The 14,614-nt window shown below is 38.0% G+C and carries 15 protein-coding genes; 10 read left to right on the top strand and 5 right to left on the bottom strand.

From position 1 onward, the window contains the following. From AC0VZ4_RS16600 to AC0VZ4_RS16565, 8 genes are all read left to right on the top strand, one after another. On the top strand, window positions 1-558 hold the full coding sequence (locus AC0VZ4_RS16600) for a methyl-accepting chemotaxis protein (protein ID WP_475440200.1): 558 nt from the start codon (window positions 1-3) through the stop codon (window positions 556-558). 393 nt (window positions 559-951) lie between these two features. Continuing rightward, window positions 952-1,884 (top strand): tRNA dihydrouridine(20/20a) synthase DusA, encoded by a 933-nt coding sequence (gene dusA, locus AC0VZ4_RS16595; protein ID WP_475441676.1) that lies wholly within the window; start codon window positions 952-954, stop codon window positions 1,882-1,884. 244 nt (window positions 1,885-2,128) lie between these two features. Beyond that, complete coding sequence (locus AC0VZ4_RS16590) at window positions 2,129-2,809, top strand: PspA/IM30 family protein (RefSeq protein WP_475440199.1); 681 nt, start codon at window positions 2,129-2,131, stop codon at window positions 2,807-2,809. A 9-nt stretch (window positions 2,810-2,818) separates the two neighbouring features. Next, on the top strand, window positions 2,819-3,025 hold the full coding sequence (locus tag AC0VZ4_RS16585) for a PspC domain-containing protein (RefSeq protein WP_096793722.1): 207 nt from the start codon (window positions 2,819-2,821) through the stop codon (window positions 3,023-3,025). Window positions 3,026-3,195: 170 nt separating this feature from the next. Beyond that, the gene (locus tag AC0VZ4_RS16580) at window positions 3,196-3,522 is read left to right on the top strand and encodes a hypothetical protein (protein WP_007378285.1); all 327 of its coding nucleotides are present in this window, start codon (window positions 3,196-3,198) and stop codon (window positions 3,520-3,522) included. A 79-nt stretch (window positions 3,523-3,601) separates the two neighbouring features. Then, complete coding sequence (locus AC0VZ4_RS16575; RefSeq protein WP_008135815.1) at window positions 3,602-4,111, top strand: copper chaperone PCu(A)C; 510 nt, start codon at window positions 3,602-3,604, stop codon at window positions 4,109-4,111. Between the two features lie 8 nt (window positions 4,112-4,119). Continuing rightward, window positions 4,120-5,106: a DUF2333 family protein gene (locus AC0VZ4_RS16570; protein ID WP_007378287.1), complete on the top strand. Its 987-nt coding sequence runs from the start codon at window positions 4,120-4,122 to the stop codon at window positions 5,104-5,106. A gap of 3 nt (window positions 5,107-5,109) precedes the next feature. Next, on the top strand, window positions 5,110-5,880 hold the full coding sequence (locus tag AC0VZ4_RS16565) for a TIGR04219 family outer membrane beta-barrel protein (protein ID WP_007378288.1): 771 nt from the start codon (window positions 5,110-5,112) through the stop codon (window positions 5,878-5,880). Window positions 5,881-5,924: 44 nt separating this feature from the next. Here the strand turns inward: AC0VZ4_RS16565 and AC0VZ4_RS16560 are convergent, their stop codons facing one another. Beyond that, on the bottom strand, window positions 5,925-6,812 hold the full coding sequence (locus AC0VZ4_RS16560) for a TIGR03899 family protein (protein ID WP_007378289.1): 888 nt from the start codon (window positions 6,810-6,812) through the stop codon (window positions 5,925-5,927). Further along, complete coding sequence (locus AC0VZ4_RS16555) at window positions 6,781-7,320, bottom strand: SRPBCC family protein (protein ID WP_342862985.1); 540 nt, start codon at window positions 7,318-7,320, stop codon at window positions 6,781-6,783. The genes AC0VZ4_RS16560 and AC0VZ4_RS16555 overlap by 32 nt, the downstream gene beginning before the upstream one ends. Before the next feature lie 264 nt (window positions 7,321-7,584). Between AC0VZ4_RS16555 and AC0VZ4_RS16550 the strand changes: the two genes are divergently transcribed. Further along, on the top strand, window positions 7,585-9,777 hold the full coding sequence (locus AC0VZ4_RS16550; protein WP_475440198.1) for a GGDEF/EAL domain-containing response regulator: 2,193 nt from the start codon (window positions 7,585-7,587) through the stop codon (window positions 9,775-9,777). 110 nt (window positions 9,778-9,887) lie between these two features. Beyond that, window positions 9,888-12,065 (top strand): YgiQ family radical SAM protein, encoded by a 2,178-nt coding sequence (locus AC0VZ4_RS16545; protein WP_475440197.1) that lies wholly within the window; start codon window positions 9,888-9,890, stop codon window positions 12,063-12,065. Window positions 12,066-12,249: 184 nt separating this feature from the next. On the opposite strand, the gene AC0VZ4_RS16540 is transcribed toward AC0VZ4_RS16545, so the two are convergent. The 3 genes from AC0VZ4_RS16540 to AC0VZ4_RS16530 all read right to left on the bottom strand — a co-directional run bounded on the left by AC0VZ4_RS16540 (window position 12,250) and on the right by AC0VZ4_RS16530 (window position 14,590). Beyond that, a complete protein-coding gene (locus AC0VZ4_RS16540; protein WP_475440196.1) occupies window positions 12,250-12,657 on the bottom strand; it encodes a protein disulfide oxidoreductase in 408 nt (135 codons plus the stop codon). Between the two features lie 200 nt (window positions 12,658-12,857). Next, a complete protein-coding gene (mgtE, locus tag AC0VZ4_RS16535) occupies window positions 12,858-14,216 on the bottom strand; it encodes a magnesium transporter (protein WP_007378295.1) in 1,359 nt (452 codons plus the stop codon). 101 nt (window positions 14,217-14,317) lie between these two features. Next, window positions 14,318-14,590, bottom strand: coding sequence for an HPr family phosphocarrier protein (locus AC0VZ4_RS16530; RefSeq protein WP_033029547.1), 273 nt, complete (start codon window positions 14,588-14,590; stop codon window positions 14,318-14,320). Window positions 14,591-14,614: the final 24 nt, after the last annotated feature.

The following is a 14,614-nucleotide window of genomic DNA, read 5'->3' as shown; positions in this document are numbered from 1 at the left end:
TTGCTGTCCACCTCAGGGCGTGTTGTTACAGAAACAAATAATATCGGCAGCGTTTTAGATACAATACAGAGTATTGCCGAACAAACCAATTTACTCGCTTTAAATGCTGCAATAGAAGCCGCTCGTGCTGGTGATACTGGTAGAGGTTTTGCTGTTGTAGCGGACGAAGTCAGGGCACTTGCTCAACGAACACAGGTCTCAACTGTTGATATACAAGGGCTGGTTACTCGCTTACAAAGTGAGGCGAAAAATGCGGTTGTTAGTATGAATAAAGGGATTAGTAGTGCTGACGAATGCCTTAAAAAAAGTACTGAAACGTCAGAAATATTTGCCAACTCAGCCATTGCTGTTAATGAGATTACGGACCTAAACTTACAGATTGCTACCGCAGCAGAAGAGCAGTCTGCTGTTGTAAGCGAAATAAATCAAAATTTAATTAATATTACTGATATTGCAATAGAAACATCTACAGGAGCAAAAAATACGTCAGAAGCAAATGAAAGTATCGCTCGTTATATTGCTAATTTAAGAGTTAATTTGAATAAATTTAAAGTTTAAATTATGTTTTTATATAGAAGCAATGGAAGTGTGGCAATGCGGTAACATCATTACTAATTAAAAGATGTATATTACTTTGATAATTAATGATTTTATGGGTTATGTAATTGTCTTGGGGCAGTGGTATTAGTTTAATGACTATCGTGTACACAAATTAATGATATTTGCGTAAATTTATTAGTAGAGCCATATGGTTTATTTTAAGCTCGGCTACACCGATTGTCTTTTAAATGGTGTAGCTCATTATTTTAGTTTTTAGGTGTTTGCTTTGCATTGATGCCCGCTAGGCTTTTGTGTAAAATACAGCGCCTTTTAAGCTGTGCTTAATAACTTAATACCCTGAGGTTTGCTTTGAATAAATGTACTTTGGATAGACGCTTTTCTGTAGCACCGATGCTTGATTGGACTGATCGTCATTGTCGTACTTTTCATCGCAAAATGACTAAACACACTGTGCTTTATACCGAAATGATAACCACAGGGGCTATCTTATTTGGTCGAGGCGATTACTTACATTTTAATAAACACGAAGGCCCAGTTGCGCTGCAACTTGGTGGCTCTGATCCTAAAGCGCTTGCGCAATGTGCAAAGCTAGCTGGTGAGCTTGGCTATGACGAAATAAATTTAAATGTAGGGTGCCCGTCAGACCGAGTTCAAAATGGCCGATTTGGCGCATGTTTAATGGCTGAACCTCAATTAGTTGCTGAGTGTGTTGCAGCAATGAAAAACGAAGTAAGCATTCCTGTTACCGTTAAAACGCGTATTGGTATTGATGAGCAAGATTCGTATGAGTTTTTGTGTGCGCTTATTGAAGCGTCGCATAAAGTAGGGTGTGATGATTTTATTATTCATGCTCGTAAAGCATGGCTCAATGGTTTAAGTCCAAAAGAAAATCGTGAAGTTCCACCGCTTGATTACCCACGTGTTTACCAACTTAAAAAAGATTATCCGCAGCTAGACTTAAGCCTAAATGGCGGTGTTAAAACAATTGAGCAGAGCCTAGAACATTTACAACATATTGATGGTGTAATGATTGGGCGTGAAGCTTACAGTAACCCATTTATGCTCAATGACGTTGATGAGAAAATTTATGGTGATACTGCAAACACGCAATCACGCCACGATGTAGTACGCTCAATGTACAGCTATATTGAAGAAGAAATGCGTTTGGGTGCTAATTTTTGGCATATTGCACGTCACATGCTCGGTATTTTTCAGGGGCAGCCTGGTGCGCGAGGTTTTAGACGCCACCTTTCTGAAAGTGGTCACGGTAAGCAAGCCGATTTATCAGTAATGGATAAAGCATTAAGCTTTGTACCCGAATAAAGCTAAGCTATAAAAATTCTAAATTTAAGCCACTTTCAAGTGGCTTTTTTGATCCTAAAAATTAGTCAAAAGCATAATTTATTGGCTAATTACACTCTATGCTATTCAGCTTAAAGTCACTAAAAATTTAATTGTTTATTAATTATGTTGTTGATATTAGGCTTTTTTTCATTGTTTTTATGAACTTGGCACAACTCTTGGAATCTTCTTGTTGAAATTAATTAAAAATCAACAGGAGAATACCATGGGAATATTTAACCGCGTAAATGATGTAATTCAATCAAACATTGTGGCCATGCTTGATAAAGCTGAAGACCCTGAAAAACTTTTAAACCTAATACTTACCGAGATGCAAGATGCATTGAATGAGTGTCGTAGTACAGCAGCCGCTTTATTGTGTGAAGAGAAAGTAATTAATCGCCAAATTGATACTAAAAAAACAGAATTAGCAGCTTGGCAAATTAAAGCAGAACGTGCGGTTGAGAAGGGCAGTGATGACCTTGCTAAATCAGCCTTACTTGAGAAGCAACGCGTTAACGAAAGCATTGAAAATAAGCAAACTCAACTAGAAACACTGCAAGAGTCTATTGCAAAAATTAAGGTTGATTGTGATCGCCTTCAGCAAAAAATGGCACTGGCTAAAACAAAGCAAGCTCAGTTAATGCAACGTCATCATGTTGTTATTGCTAGAGAGCGAATTAATACGCAATTACAAAGTGATAAAGTTGCCCATGCGTTGTCTCGTTTTGAACAAATAGAGCAGCGTGTTGAAGGCATTGAAGCTCAAGTAGAGGCTTATGAGCTGACTGATACAGCAAGCTCTACCAGTGCCCAAATTGAGTCGTTAGTTAAAAATGAAAAAATTGATGCTGAACTGGCTCGCTTAAAAGCGAACTTAAATACTAATTTAAAACACACTGCTTAGGAGATTGCTATGAACAGCTTTAATCGTCAACGAGGTTGGTATAAAGATACTTTGAATAAAAAAATATCGGGTGTTTGTAGTGGTTTAGCACATAGATTGGACTTTCCAGTATGGGCAACCCGCCTAGTTACTATTTTATTATTTTTGAGTTTTCCGTTTGCAATTGCACTTGGTTATTTTATAGCGCATTGCTGCCTTGAAAATAAAGAGTATTAATACCAACAGGCATAAATATTTGAACAATTTAACGAATTAAATCACTCTATAACGTTGTTGAATTTTTTATTTAGAACAACTAGATATAAAAATTTTTGCCTAGTTATAGCGCAATTTTCTTATCGTTAAATAGACCCATATATAAGCCGGTTGGTATAAGGATAATTACTATGAAAGCTTTGGCCGTATGTGTATTTATCTATTTATTACTGTTTACTGATTTAATAGCGTTTGTGCATGTTGATTCTTGGCAGTTACCATTATGGATTGCTGATATTAGCTGGGCAGGGCTCGAGCTTGTAGGTGCTTTGGCCGCAATTGTTGCTGTGGTTGCTGTAGTGGCTTTAATTACTATGGGATTAGTTGGAGCGGGTGTTGTGGCATTAGCTGGGACTGTTTTAGCGTTTTTATTCGGATCAATAATGATTGCATGGCCGTTACTATTTGTTGCAGTGTTGTGTTGGCTTGTTGCTGATAACAAAAAAGTAGCCTCTTAATCCTTAATTTGACTGACTATTATGGGTTAACTATGTTAAATTTAGCCTGTAATTTAATGTTTTCACTAGGGATGAAATGATGACAAAGCAGTTTTTTTCGATGGCTTCAGCGTTAATGTTAGGTTTATTTACGTCATCATTGGCGGCGCATTCAGGGCACGAGCATGGTTCTGATGTGGCTGTACTCGAAGTAACTAACGCGCAAGTGAGGGAGTTTTTACCTGCCAGTACTTCAACTGTAGGTTATTTAACCCTTATTAATCACAGTGGAGCCGCAGCAACTTTAACTAAGGCAACGATTGATGGCTTAGGGCGTGTGGAAATACACGAGCATTCACATGTAGACGGCATGATGAAAATGCAACAAGTTGAATCGGTTGTAATTAAAGCGCATGAAAGTGTTAGCTTCCAACCAGGCGGTTATCATTTAATGGCATTTGAACCATTAGAGTCATTAAAAGTAGGGCAAGAACGTAAACTCACGCTATATTTTAGTGACGGTAACCGCTTGTTTACTAATGCTCAAGTGGTGTCGCTTGAAACGCAAGCTAAGCAGTCAAAACCATCTACTCAACACGCTCATCATTAGGAGTACACATGTCGCAACATAAAGGAAAAATAGCAGGAACAATTGTTTTACTGCTTATCATATTTTACGCAATTGCTGTTTATTGGAGTACTGAACCGGCACGTTTTGATGTTGTCGCTAATGCAAAAGAGCAAGCGCAGTTACGTAATGAAAAAATAGTTACAGGTTATACAACAACGGCAACGCTTATTGAGGTAGCGAGTACGATACTAAATAAACCGGGTGGTTATTTATCGAATGATGTTATACCGCCAAGTATTATTATGGATGACATGCCTGCGTGGGAATATGGTGCGTTAGAAATGACGCGTGATTTAGCGCTTTCTATGCGAAAAGATTTTAGCCGTTCGCAATCGCAATCAACAGAGCATGAAGCACTTAAAAAAGCACAGCCACAGTTTAATATAAGCTCTGAAGCGTGGGCATGGCCAAGCGCGGAGGGAGAGTATCAAAAAGGAATTGATTATCTAGTCGTTTATCGTACACAAATAGCGAATCAGCACGAACGTGATAGCCAATTTTATGCGCGAGCTGATAATCTACGTAGTTGGTTAAAAGAAGCGGAAAAGCGCTTAGGTAGCTTAAGCCAACGTTTAAGTGCCAGTGTCGGCCAAGAAAAAGTGAATACTGATTTAGCTGGAAATTCGTCAAATAAACAAGCGACTCTTGCACCATTACAACAGCAAGTCAGAACACCTTGGCTAAAAATTGATGATGTTTTTTATGAATCTCGTGGCGCAACTTGGGCGTTGTTACACTTTTTACAAGCGGTAGAGTATGACTTTGCAGATGTACTTGAGAAGAAAAATGCCCGTGTTAGTGTGCAACAAATAATACGTGAACTTGAGGCAACCCAAGAAACGGTGTGGAGCCCAATAATTTTAAATGGGAATGGTTTTGGCTATGTGGCTAATCATTCCTTAGTTATGGCAAATTATATTTCTAGAGCCAATGCGGCTTTAATCGAACTTAGCGAACTACTAGCTCAAGGATAAAAAATGAAAAAGTATTGTTTAGCAGCAGCCCTTTCAATGGCATGTTTAGCACCTGCAGCACACGCTGACACTTTATTAGGTTTATATGTAGGGGTTGATGGCTGGAAATCAGATAATGATGGTCAGTTTTCTTATAAAAATAATGCATCTCAAGATTTCAATTTTGAAGATGAAACATTTATAAGTTATTACGCAGCCCTTGAGCACCCAGTACCGTTAGTACCTAATATTAAATTAAAGTATACCGAACTTGAACTAAACGGTTCTGCAGTTTTAACTGATACATTTAGCTTTAATGGTTCAGACTATGTAGTTGGTACGACAGTTAATTCAATTAGCGATCTAACACACATTGATTATATTCTGTATTACGAAATTTTTGATAACGATTTAATCTCTATTGATTTAGGTTTGAATGCGAAACAGTTTGATGGTGAGGTTGCTGTAACGGGTACTACTCAAAGTGGCAACACTAACTTTACTGAAACCGTTGATTTTTCAGGTTTTGTACCACTTGCTTATGGTCGTGCAGAAGCCGGCCTGCCATTTACTGGTTTAAGTGTGTTTTTTGAAGGTAGCTTTTTGGCTATAGACGATAGTAAAGTACAAGATTACCAAGTGGGTATTGCGTGGGAATTTATTGATAACCTAGCGATTGATGTTGCAGTTAAAGCTGGATATCGCTCCATGGTATTAGAACTTGATGATGTAGATAATATTACTACAGATATCGATGCATCTGGCCCATTTGCAGGTATTCAGATTCACTTTTAATTACTCACTTGATAACTAGTTGAGTGATTTTATAGCGTGGTTTACTACTTAGTAGCATGCCACGCTAAATCAAATTCTACTTCTAATGCACTATTTATTAATTGTTTATACACTTTATTTACTGGAACGTTTATTAGTTTAGATAGCTCATCACCCGTTTGAGTGAATTTGTAATAACTCAGTACTAAATCATTGCTTTTTGCTTTTAACGTTACTTTTTGAGAAAAAAATGAAAGCGTAAGTTCTTGCCCTGATTTTAACACGGCTGATTCAATTTCTTTTCGATACAATAAGTTAAGATCCATTAAAGTTAAAATGTCAGGAAAGCTGATACCTGTTTTTCCTAAATTTAGAGATACTTTATTGCCTTTGCGTAGTAAGTCAAAAATCGATGGTTTTTTATAAAATCCGAGTAAAATAAAGTGACTGTCGTCTTTTTCGTTATAGCTACTTAGTGATACACATTTTTGTAATGCATCGGCTTCGCGCTGAGTCATGTGCTTAAGTGTTTGCAGGCTCTTAATTGAAAATGTTCCAGGATTGAGAGTTTCGCCTGTAAGTATTTTTGCCCATAATGTTTGCATTGATTCGTTTGAGGTGTCTTCACAGAGCCCAATAAAGTGCTCTACCCAATCCGCATCAGGTTGTTTGCTACTTGCTACATCGGGACAAAACGCCATTGCCATCGCTAAGATTGTTTCAATATTTTGCTGTTGCTTAATAAGTAGTAAATCTTGTCGCTTTTGAGCGCGAGCTAAAACTGAATTATCGCTACTAATATGGTACAGCGGTTTTATTTTCCCCTGTGGGTTATAGTTTTTTTCATCGTTTGAGAGTGCGCCATTACTTCCTACCTTGGTTATAGAGTAACCAAGTAATGATTCTATGATGTTTGCGAGATTAATTCTTGCTTGTGCTGTTTTGACTGTCATGACTTTCCATTACATTTTGTATATCACTTAGTTGAGCAACTGTTTTTAAATTATTTAGCCCTAATGCAATTGTATTATTGAGCACATATTCGCTAAATATAGCCATGTAACCAGAAACAAGTATTGTCGTTGCTTGCCCTTCAATATGGCACTCTACATTTACACTGTTGTTACTATTAATTGTAAACGTCAATGTGCCTTGTACGATATGTTCATTATTTAATAAGGTATTAAATACCATCTTACGATCATTTAATGCAGTAATTGTCATCTCACCATGCCCCCATTTACTGATCCATGATTGATGAGCTCCAATACCAGCACTTGGTTCACTAACTGCAAATTTAATTGATGGATCGACTTGTTGCCAAGGAGACCATTTATGCCATTCATCAAAATCGGTTGTTAATGATTTGATAGTACGAATACTTGCATTCACTTCGATAGTCTTATTGACGCTATAGTTTTGAGGAAGCATTAAGCCAATAATAATAATAGTGAGTAACAAAATTAAGAGACATTTTAACAGTGTTTTTAATAATTTAATAATTAGGCCTTAACTGAATTATTTACTTAAAATATAACAACTTTCCATTAGTAGACTATAGTATGAGTAGAGTTGTAAACCAAAATCTAAATCTAAAGCTGTAAACTTAGAAGTTCAAACAATCTAATCCTAACTAAGGTGTTGACGAGAATGTTGAGCTGTTATTTTTACTAAGTTATTGTTTTTAAGTTGGTTGTTTTTTGCTTGTTATTAATAGGATCATGAATGTCATCAGAATCGAGCGGTTTTTTATTTTTAAAAGAAGACCATGATGAAGTCATCTCAGAGCCTTCTGATTGTTGGGATATTTTAATCGTCGATGACGATCCTGCTATTCATTCTGTAACTAAATTAGCTCTCTCTGGATTGGAATACAAAGGAGCTGGATTTCGATTTCATGATGCTTATTCTGGTGCTGAAGCTATTGCTATATTATCTCAAAAAAACTCAATCTCAGTCATTTTTTTAGATGTGATAATGGAAACTGATGATGCAGGTTTGCAGGTTGTAAGGCGAGTCCGTGAGGAGCTTAATAACCAACATGTTAGGATTATTTTACGTACAGGGCAAGCCGGTAGCATACCTGAAGAAAAAGTAACTCGTGAATATGACATCAATGATTATAAAACAAAAACGGAATTAACACGTTCTAAGCTCGTCACCTCTTTAATTACTGCAATTCGCTCATATGAACAAATTGGCCAATTAGAGTACCAGCATAAAGCAATGGACTCTATTTTATCGGCTTCGAAGTCTATTTTAGGACAGACCGACATAAAAGTACTGTGCAGAAGAATTATAAAGCACTTAAGTGTTATTTTACAGTGTCCGGATAAAGGCTTAATTTGCAGTAAACTAGACGGTAATAATTACATTCAAGTCTTGGGCGGTTGCACGCGCTATGAAACATACTTTGGAGAAAATTTAGCTGAGGTTGATAGTCGGATATACGATGAAGTAGAAGCGTCTTTTAGTCAAAAAAAACATCAATATACAGATACTAGCGCTACATTTGTTTTAAGAAGTAAGCACAGAAAAGCAGCCATTTATATTGAATGCGACGAAGTGATAACGCGTACTCAATTGCAATTTGCAGAAATATTTTTTGCAAATGTAAGCATTGCTTTAGATAACGTTAGGCTATTTGTTAAGTTGAGAGATGCGGCTTACAGAGACGTACTGACAGGTATTTCCAATCGAACTAATTTTATTGAGCGAATAGAGCGCTATCAAAAACTACAAAAAAATGACTACCTTCTTGTTTTACTTGATGTAATGAATTTTTCTGATGTTAATAATGGTTTAGGGCAAGAGGTTGGTAATAAGTTATTAATTGCTATTGTTGAGCGTTTAAAGGAAATTTACCCAACAGCTAAATTACTATCACGTATTGGGGCTGATGTATTTGGTTTTGTTATCCTTAAAAATGAATTTAATATTACAGACTTTAACGAAAAACTTAGTATTTCATTTTGTGCTGCAGAGCATATATTACCGGTGGGGTTTAAAATTGGTTTATGTCAACAGCAAGATTTTCAAAGTACAGGTATTGAAACCCTCAAAGTAGCTTATATTGCGCTTAATCAAGCTAAAAAGAATAAACATAAAGAAGGTGTTTATTACTGCGTTGATATGGAGGACGCCATTGCATGGCGACTCGGTATTATTAGGCAACTAAGGCATGATTTTGCTAGAAATAAACTAGAGGTGTGGTATCAGCCTCAATTGGCGTTTAATGATCTATCATTAATTGGCTGTGAGGCGCTTCTGCGCTGGCCTTTAGAAAATGGCACTTATATTTCACCTGCTGTATTTATTCCCTTAGCTGAAGATGCAGGGCTAATAGTTGATATAGGACAATGGGTATTAGAGCAAGCATGCCAGCAACAAAAACGATTGGAGAGTGCCGGCGCAGATATTTGCATTGCAGTAAATGTATCTGTTCCACAATTTAAAGTAAAAGGGTATGCACAAACCGTTAAAAATACATTATTAAAATATGGTGTGCAGCCAAAAAATATAGAGTTGGAAGTAACTGAAAGTGTGGTTATGGATGAGTTAGAAACTGTCATTAATACACTCCAAGAACTCAAAAAATTAGGTGTTGAGGTGGCTATTGATGATTTTGGTACGGGCTTTTCATCTTTAAGTTATATCCAGAGTTTACCAATTGATAGATTAAAAATAGATAGGGCGTTTATTAAAGGTTTACCGAATGATGACACCGGTGCAATAGCTGCTTTGGTTATATCACTTGGTGCTAAGTTGGGTTTAAAAACGATTGCAGAAGGAGTTGAAACGCAGGAACAAGCTAAATTTTTGAAAGATTTAGGATGCGATGAGGTGCAAGGGTTTATGTATGCCAAGCCGATGCCTGAGCACGAATTAATTGAGTTTATTAATAAACAAAATAATTAAAGTTAAATTATGATTTTACAGCTAAAGGCGCATCACACATTGTAATGTTGTATATATAAACAATGCTATAAGGTATAATTCGCGCCTTTTGTTATTCTACGGCTAAATTTATGAGCACACTCAAAGCTAAGCGCGCCTTATTTTCATACCCTAAATATTGGGCTGAATGTTATGGCACCGCGCCATTTTTACCTACTACACGTGAAGAAATGGATGCACTTGGCTGGGATAGCTGCGACATAATAATAATTAGTGGCAACGCGTACGTTGATCATCCTAGTTTTGGTATGGCGGTAATTGGCCGTGTACTTGAAGCGCAAGGCTTTAGAGTGGGCATTATTGCCCAGCCAGCATGGGACTCTAAAGATGCATTTATGGAGCTAGGCAGACCGAATTTATTTTTTGGTGTAACAGCTGGGAACATGGATTCAATGATCAACCGCTATACTGCCGAAAAGCGTATGCGTCATGATGATGCTTACACACCTGATAACGTCGGCGGTAAACGCCCCGATCGTGCCGTAATGATTTACTCGCAAAAATGCCGTGAAGCATACAAAGGTATCCCAATTGTTATTGGTGGTATTGAAGCTAGCCTTCGTCGTATTGCTCATTATGATTATTGGCAAGAAAAAGTACGTCGTAGTATTTTGTTTGATGCAAAAGCGGATATTTTAATTTATGGCAACGCAGAGCGCCCGTTAGTTGAAGTTGCACACCGTATTGCGGCCGGTGAAACGATGGATACGATTCAGGATATTCGCGGCACGGCTGTTATTCGAAAAGAACCCCTACCTGGTTGGCGTGGCAGTGATTCTACCGCTATTGATAAAATTGGTAAAATCGACCCTATTCCAAACCCATATGGCGCGGATGATGTTGGCTGTAGTAAATCTGAATTTAAACAAGCCGGTATTGATTTAAAAGCTGAAGCTGCAAAACCAATTATGGTTCAGCCTGCGCGACCTAAACCGTGGGAAAAAACCTACGTTAAGTTACCTGCTTATGAGCAAGTAAGTGTTAACAAACCTTTGTACGCCCACGCCTCGCGCATTTTGCATCAAGAAACAAATCCTGGTTGTGCAAGAGCGCTGTTTCAGCGACACGGCGATCGTTCTATTTGGGTAAACCCGCCAGCATATCCATTAGAAACACATGAAATGGATGCTGTATTTGGTTTGCCGTATCAGCGTATTCCTCACCCGAGTTATGGTGATGCTAAAATCCCTGCTTACGATATGATTAAAACGTCAGTTAATATTATGCGTGGCTGTTTTGGTGGTTGTTCGTTTTGCTCAATTACAGAGCATGAAGGGCGCATTATTCAAAGTCGTTCGCAAGAATCTATTATTGAAGAAATTGAACAAATTAGAGATAAAGTTCCCGGCTTTACTGGTGTTATTTCTGATTTAGGTGGCCCAACGGCAAATATGTATAAACTGCGCTGTACGAGCAAAAAGGCAGAGAGTACCTGTAGACGCTTATCATGTGTGTATCCAGATATTTGTAAACACATGGATACAGATCATACGCCAACAATAGATTTGTATAAAAAAGCACGTGAAGTTAAGGGTATTAAAAAGGTATTGATTGCTTCAGGTGTACGTTATGACCTAGCTGTACGCGACCCTCGTTACGTTAAAGAGTTAGTAACTCATCATGTGGGTGGCTACTTAAAAATAGCGCCAGAGCATACTGAGGACGGTCCATTATCAAAAATGATGAAACCAGGCATGGGAGCGTACGATCAATTTAAAGAACTATTTGATAAGTACTCTAAAGAAGCAGGTAAAAAGCAGTATTTAATTCCGTACTTTATATCTGCTCACCCAGGTACAAAAGATGAAGACATGGTAAACATGGCTTTATGGCTTAAATCAAACGACTTTAAGCTTGATCAGGTACAAAATTTTTACCCATCACCTATGGCTAATGCGACGACTATTTACCATACAGAGATGAACTCTTTACGTAATATAAAAAACAACTCAGAAGTTGTTCCAGTACCTAAAGGCGCTCGCCAACGTAGATTACATAAAGCTATTTTACGCTACCATGATGCAGCAGGTTGGCCGATGATACGTGAAGCACTACGTAAAATGGGTAAAGCTAATTTAATTGGTAAAGGACCGAACTGTTTAGTGCCTGAAGAAGGGCGTGATGAAAAAATAGGTAAAGGCGGTAAAAAAGGCGGGCGTCCGGCACTAACGCGACATACTGGTTTTAGCCAATTTAAAAAGGCAAACACTAAGCCAAAAGTGGGCGGTAATCGTCAAAGTACACGTTAGTAATTTTATTTGCTAATCGATAAGTTTAATTGCGGTACGCGCTTTTCAGCCTTCGTAATACGTAAGTTGAGTTAACCTTGCTCTTTATTATCAATATTATTGTAGATGATAAAGAGTGAGCTTTTAGAGCCCCCTCTTTGAGCTGCGCGTATTTAGTGCCTATATATTTGCAGTCAGTTCTTCCTTATAACGTTGATGATAACCACAAACGTAATTTAAGTGACCATAACGGCTGAATACCTGTTAGCCCTTGCGTCATTTTATTATCTTTTAAGATTATATAAGATGGCGTGACTTGCCCTTGCCAATCGGTAAATATCTCACTGTGTTGATCGTTGACGGTCGTAAAACTGTAGCCATGATCATTTAGATAGTTATGTAGTTCTTGATCAGAACCTGATTTTATTGCGATGCTCACGACAGGATAATCATTCTCGTTTGCGAGTTCGTTTATGGCAGGGGAGGTAATACTACAAATAGAGCACCAAGTTCCCCAAAAATACACAAGGGTTGGTTTATCTTGGCTCATTGCTGCTAGATCAATGTTTTGCCCTTTATAATCTGTTAATTGTAATTGAGGATTTGCTGGCATGACAGGTTGCCGCCACCAATTGACGGCGGTATAAATGACGAAAAATATAGAGCCATATACCAATACACTTTTTAATATGGATACGCTTTTTTGTTTTAGCGTTTTTTTGGGTGTCACTTTTTTATTCTTGATATTCGTTGTCATAATTGCTGCTTTACCCTAAGTATTTTTTACTTTAGTTATTTGCAAAAAATTCTAATTTATACCAGCAACCAGGTAGCAGTTCCTAAAAAGGCGAATATACCAACAATATCTGTCACTGTGGTTAGCACCACACTCCCTGCAAGTGCGGGGTCTATATTCATTCTTTTAAGTATTATTGGAATACTTGCGCCAGCCACACCAGCCACGACTAAGTTCATAAACATAGCGAAGGCAAGTACACCACCAAGCATAAAGTCCCATTGCCATAGGGCAATAACACCTGCAATTAATAATGACCACAAAATACCGTTTAACGCACCAATGGCAAGTTCTTTCATCATTAAAAAGCGTTGGTTTGTTTGGTTTATATGGCCTACCGCAATACCGCGTATAACAAGCGTTAACGATTGACTTCCTGCAACGCCACCCATAGAAGGGACAATACCGTTTAGTACCGCCAAAATAGGTAAAACATCTAGTGTTCCTTCAAAAAAGCTAGCAACAAAGGCCGCTGCAAGTGCGGTTAGTAAATTGACACCTAACCAAACTGAGCGCTTTTTAGAGCTTTTGAGTACTGGCGCAAAGGTATCTTCTTCATCATCTAGACCGGCTAAGCCTAGTAAACTATGCTCTGCATCTTCTCGAATTACGTCAACAATATCATCGATAGTGACACGACCAAGTAATTGATCGTTATCATCCACAACAGGTGCTGATATCCAATTATGGCGCTCAAATAGTTGCGCGACTTCACTTTCATCCATTGAAATTGGGATTGATTCACAATCTTCATCCATTAAATCACGAACAATTTTTTCAGGTGGGTTCGTTAATAACGTACTCAGTGATAGAGCGCCTATAAAACAGTTGTGTTTATCAACAACATATAGATCATCTGTACCTTCTGGTAGCTCCCCACGTAGCCTAATATATCTAAGTACAACATCGAGCGTTACATCAGGGCGAATGGTTACCGTATCTGTGTTCATTAGCGCGCCAGCTGAACGCTCTTGATATGAAAGTGCTTGTGTTGCACGTTCACGGTCTTGAATATCCATCGCGCTGACAACGTCTTTATAAACGGTGTCTGGTAAACTACGGAGTACTTCACCTAAGTCATCGTGGCCCATGTCTTCAGTTGCGGCTGCAATGTGCTCAGGTTCCATTTGGGCAATAATGCCTAAACGAACATCTTCGGAAAGCTCTTCAAGAACATCACCTTGTACATCAGGGTCAACCAATTGCCAAAGTAGTCGGCGAATTTTATGCGGCGATGACTCTAATAATAATGCGGTATCACAAGGAGCTGTTTTTGCTAACATCCGCCTAACTTGAACAAATTGACCACTGTTAAGCGACTTTGTCACTTGTTTTAATTGTTGTAGTGGATAGTCTTGTTCAAAAGCTTCAGGCATTGGCGTCCTTATTGATTTTTATATAACTATGGATAGGGAGGTTTATTAATGGGGTAATTAACCACATTTAGTTTATCTTAGTTTCGGTTTTTAGCTAAGTGCTATTCTTCTTCATTAAAGCGTTGTGCTATCAATTGACCAACGGCATGTAAAGCTTGTTCGGCATCAGGGCCCTCACACACTACTTTCACCTCTTTTCCTTGACTGCTTTCCAGTAGCATTAAAGCCAATACACTGTCCCCAGGCGCTTCTTTATCATCTTGATATATCATGATTGAGGCATCAAATTTAATAGCAAGTTGCGCTAATACTGTAGCGGCTCTTGCATGAAGTCCTAATTTATTTTTTATTAAAAAAGTGTCTTCTAAACGCATAAGTTACTCTACCTAAGCTGAACA

This window comes from Pseudoalteromonas sp. QJM3NY_22 (assembly GCF_056173065.1).
The sequence above is the reverse complement of the archived record's forward strand: the minus strand, read 5'-3'. Positions and strand labels throughout refer to the sequence as shown.

Excerpts from the sequence above, each read along its gene's own strand:
- AC0VZ4_RS16575 (WP_008135815.1), top strand. The coding sequence starts at position 3,602 with ATGACAAAGCAGTTTTTTTCGATGGCTTCAGCGTTAATGTTAGGTTTA.
- AC0VZ4_RS16590 (WP_475440199.1), top strand. The coding sequence starts at position 2,129 with ATGGGAATATTTAACCGCGTAAATGATGTAATTCAATCAAACATTGTG.
- AC0VZ4_RS16580 (WP_007378285.1), top strand. The coding sequence starts at position 3,196 with ATGAAAGCTTTGGCCGTATGTGTATTTATCTATTTATTACTGTTTACT.
- AC0VZ4_RS16565 (WP_007378288.1), top strand. The coding sequence starts at position 5,110 with ATGAAAAAGTATTGTTTAGCAGCAGCCCTTTCAATGGCATGTTTAGCA.
- mgtE (WP_007378295.1), bottom strand. The coding sequence starts at position 14,216 with ATGCCTGAAGCTTTTGAACAAGACTATCCACTACAACAATTAAAACAA.
- AC0VZ4_RS16560 (WP_007378289.1), bottom strand. The coding sequence starts at position 6,812 with ATGACAGTCAAAACAGCACAAGCAAGAATTAATCTCGCAAACATCATA.
- AC0VZ4_RS16550 (WP_475440198.1), top strand. The coding sequence starts at position 7,585 with ATGTCATCAGAATCGAGCGGTTTTTTATTTTTAAAAGAAGACCATGAT.
- AC0VZ4_RS16530 (WP_033029547.1), bottom strand. The coding sequence starts at position 14,590 with ATGCGTTTAGAAGACACTTTTTTAATAAAAAATAAATTAGGACTTCAT.
- AC0VZ4_RS16585 (WP_096793722.1), top strand. The coding sequence starts at position 2,819 with ATGAACAGCTTTAATCGTCAACGAGGTTGGTATAAAGATACTTTGAAT.
- AC0VZ4_RS16545 (WP_475440197.1), top strand. The coding sequence starts at position 9,888 with ATGAGCACACTCAAAGCTAAGCGCGCCTTATTTTCATACCCTAAATAT.
- dusA (WP_475441676.1), top strand. The coding sequence starts at position 952 with ATGCTTGATTGGACTGATCGTCATTGTCGTACTTTTCATCGCAAAATG.
- AC0VZ4_RS16540 (WP_475440196.1), bottom strand. The coding sequence starts at position 12,657 with ATGCCAGCAAATCCTCAATTACAATTAACAGATTATAAAGGGCAAAAC.
- AC0VZ4_RS16570 (WP_007378287.1), top strand. The coding sequence starts at position 4,120 with ATGTCGCAACATAAAGGAAAAATAGCAGGAACAATTGTTTTACTGCTT.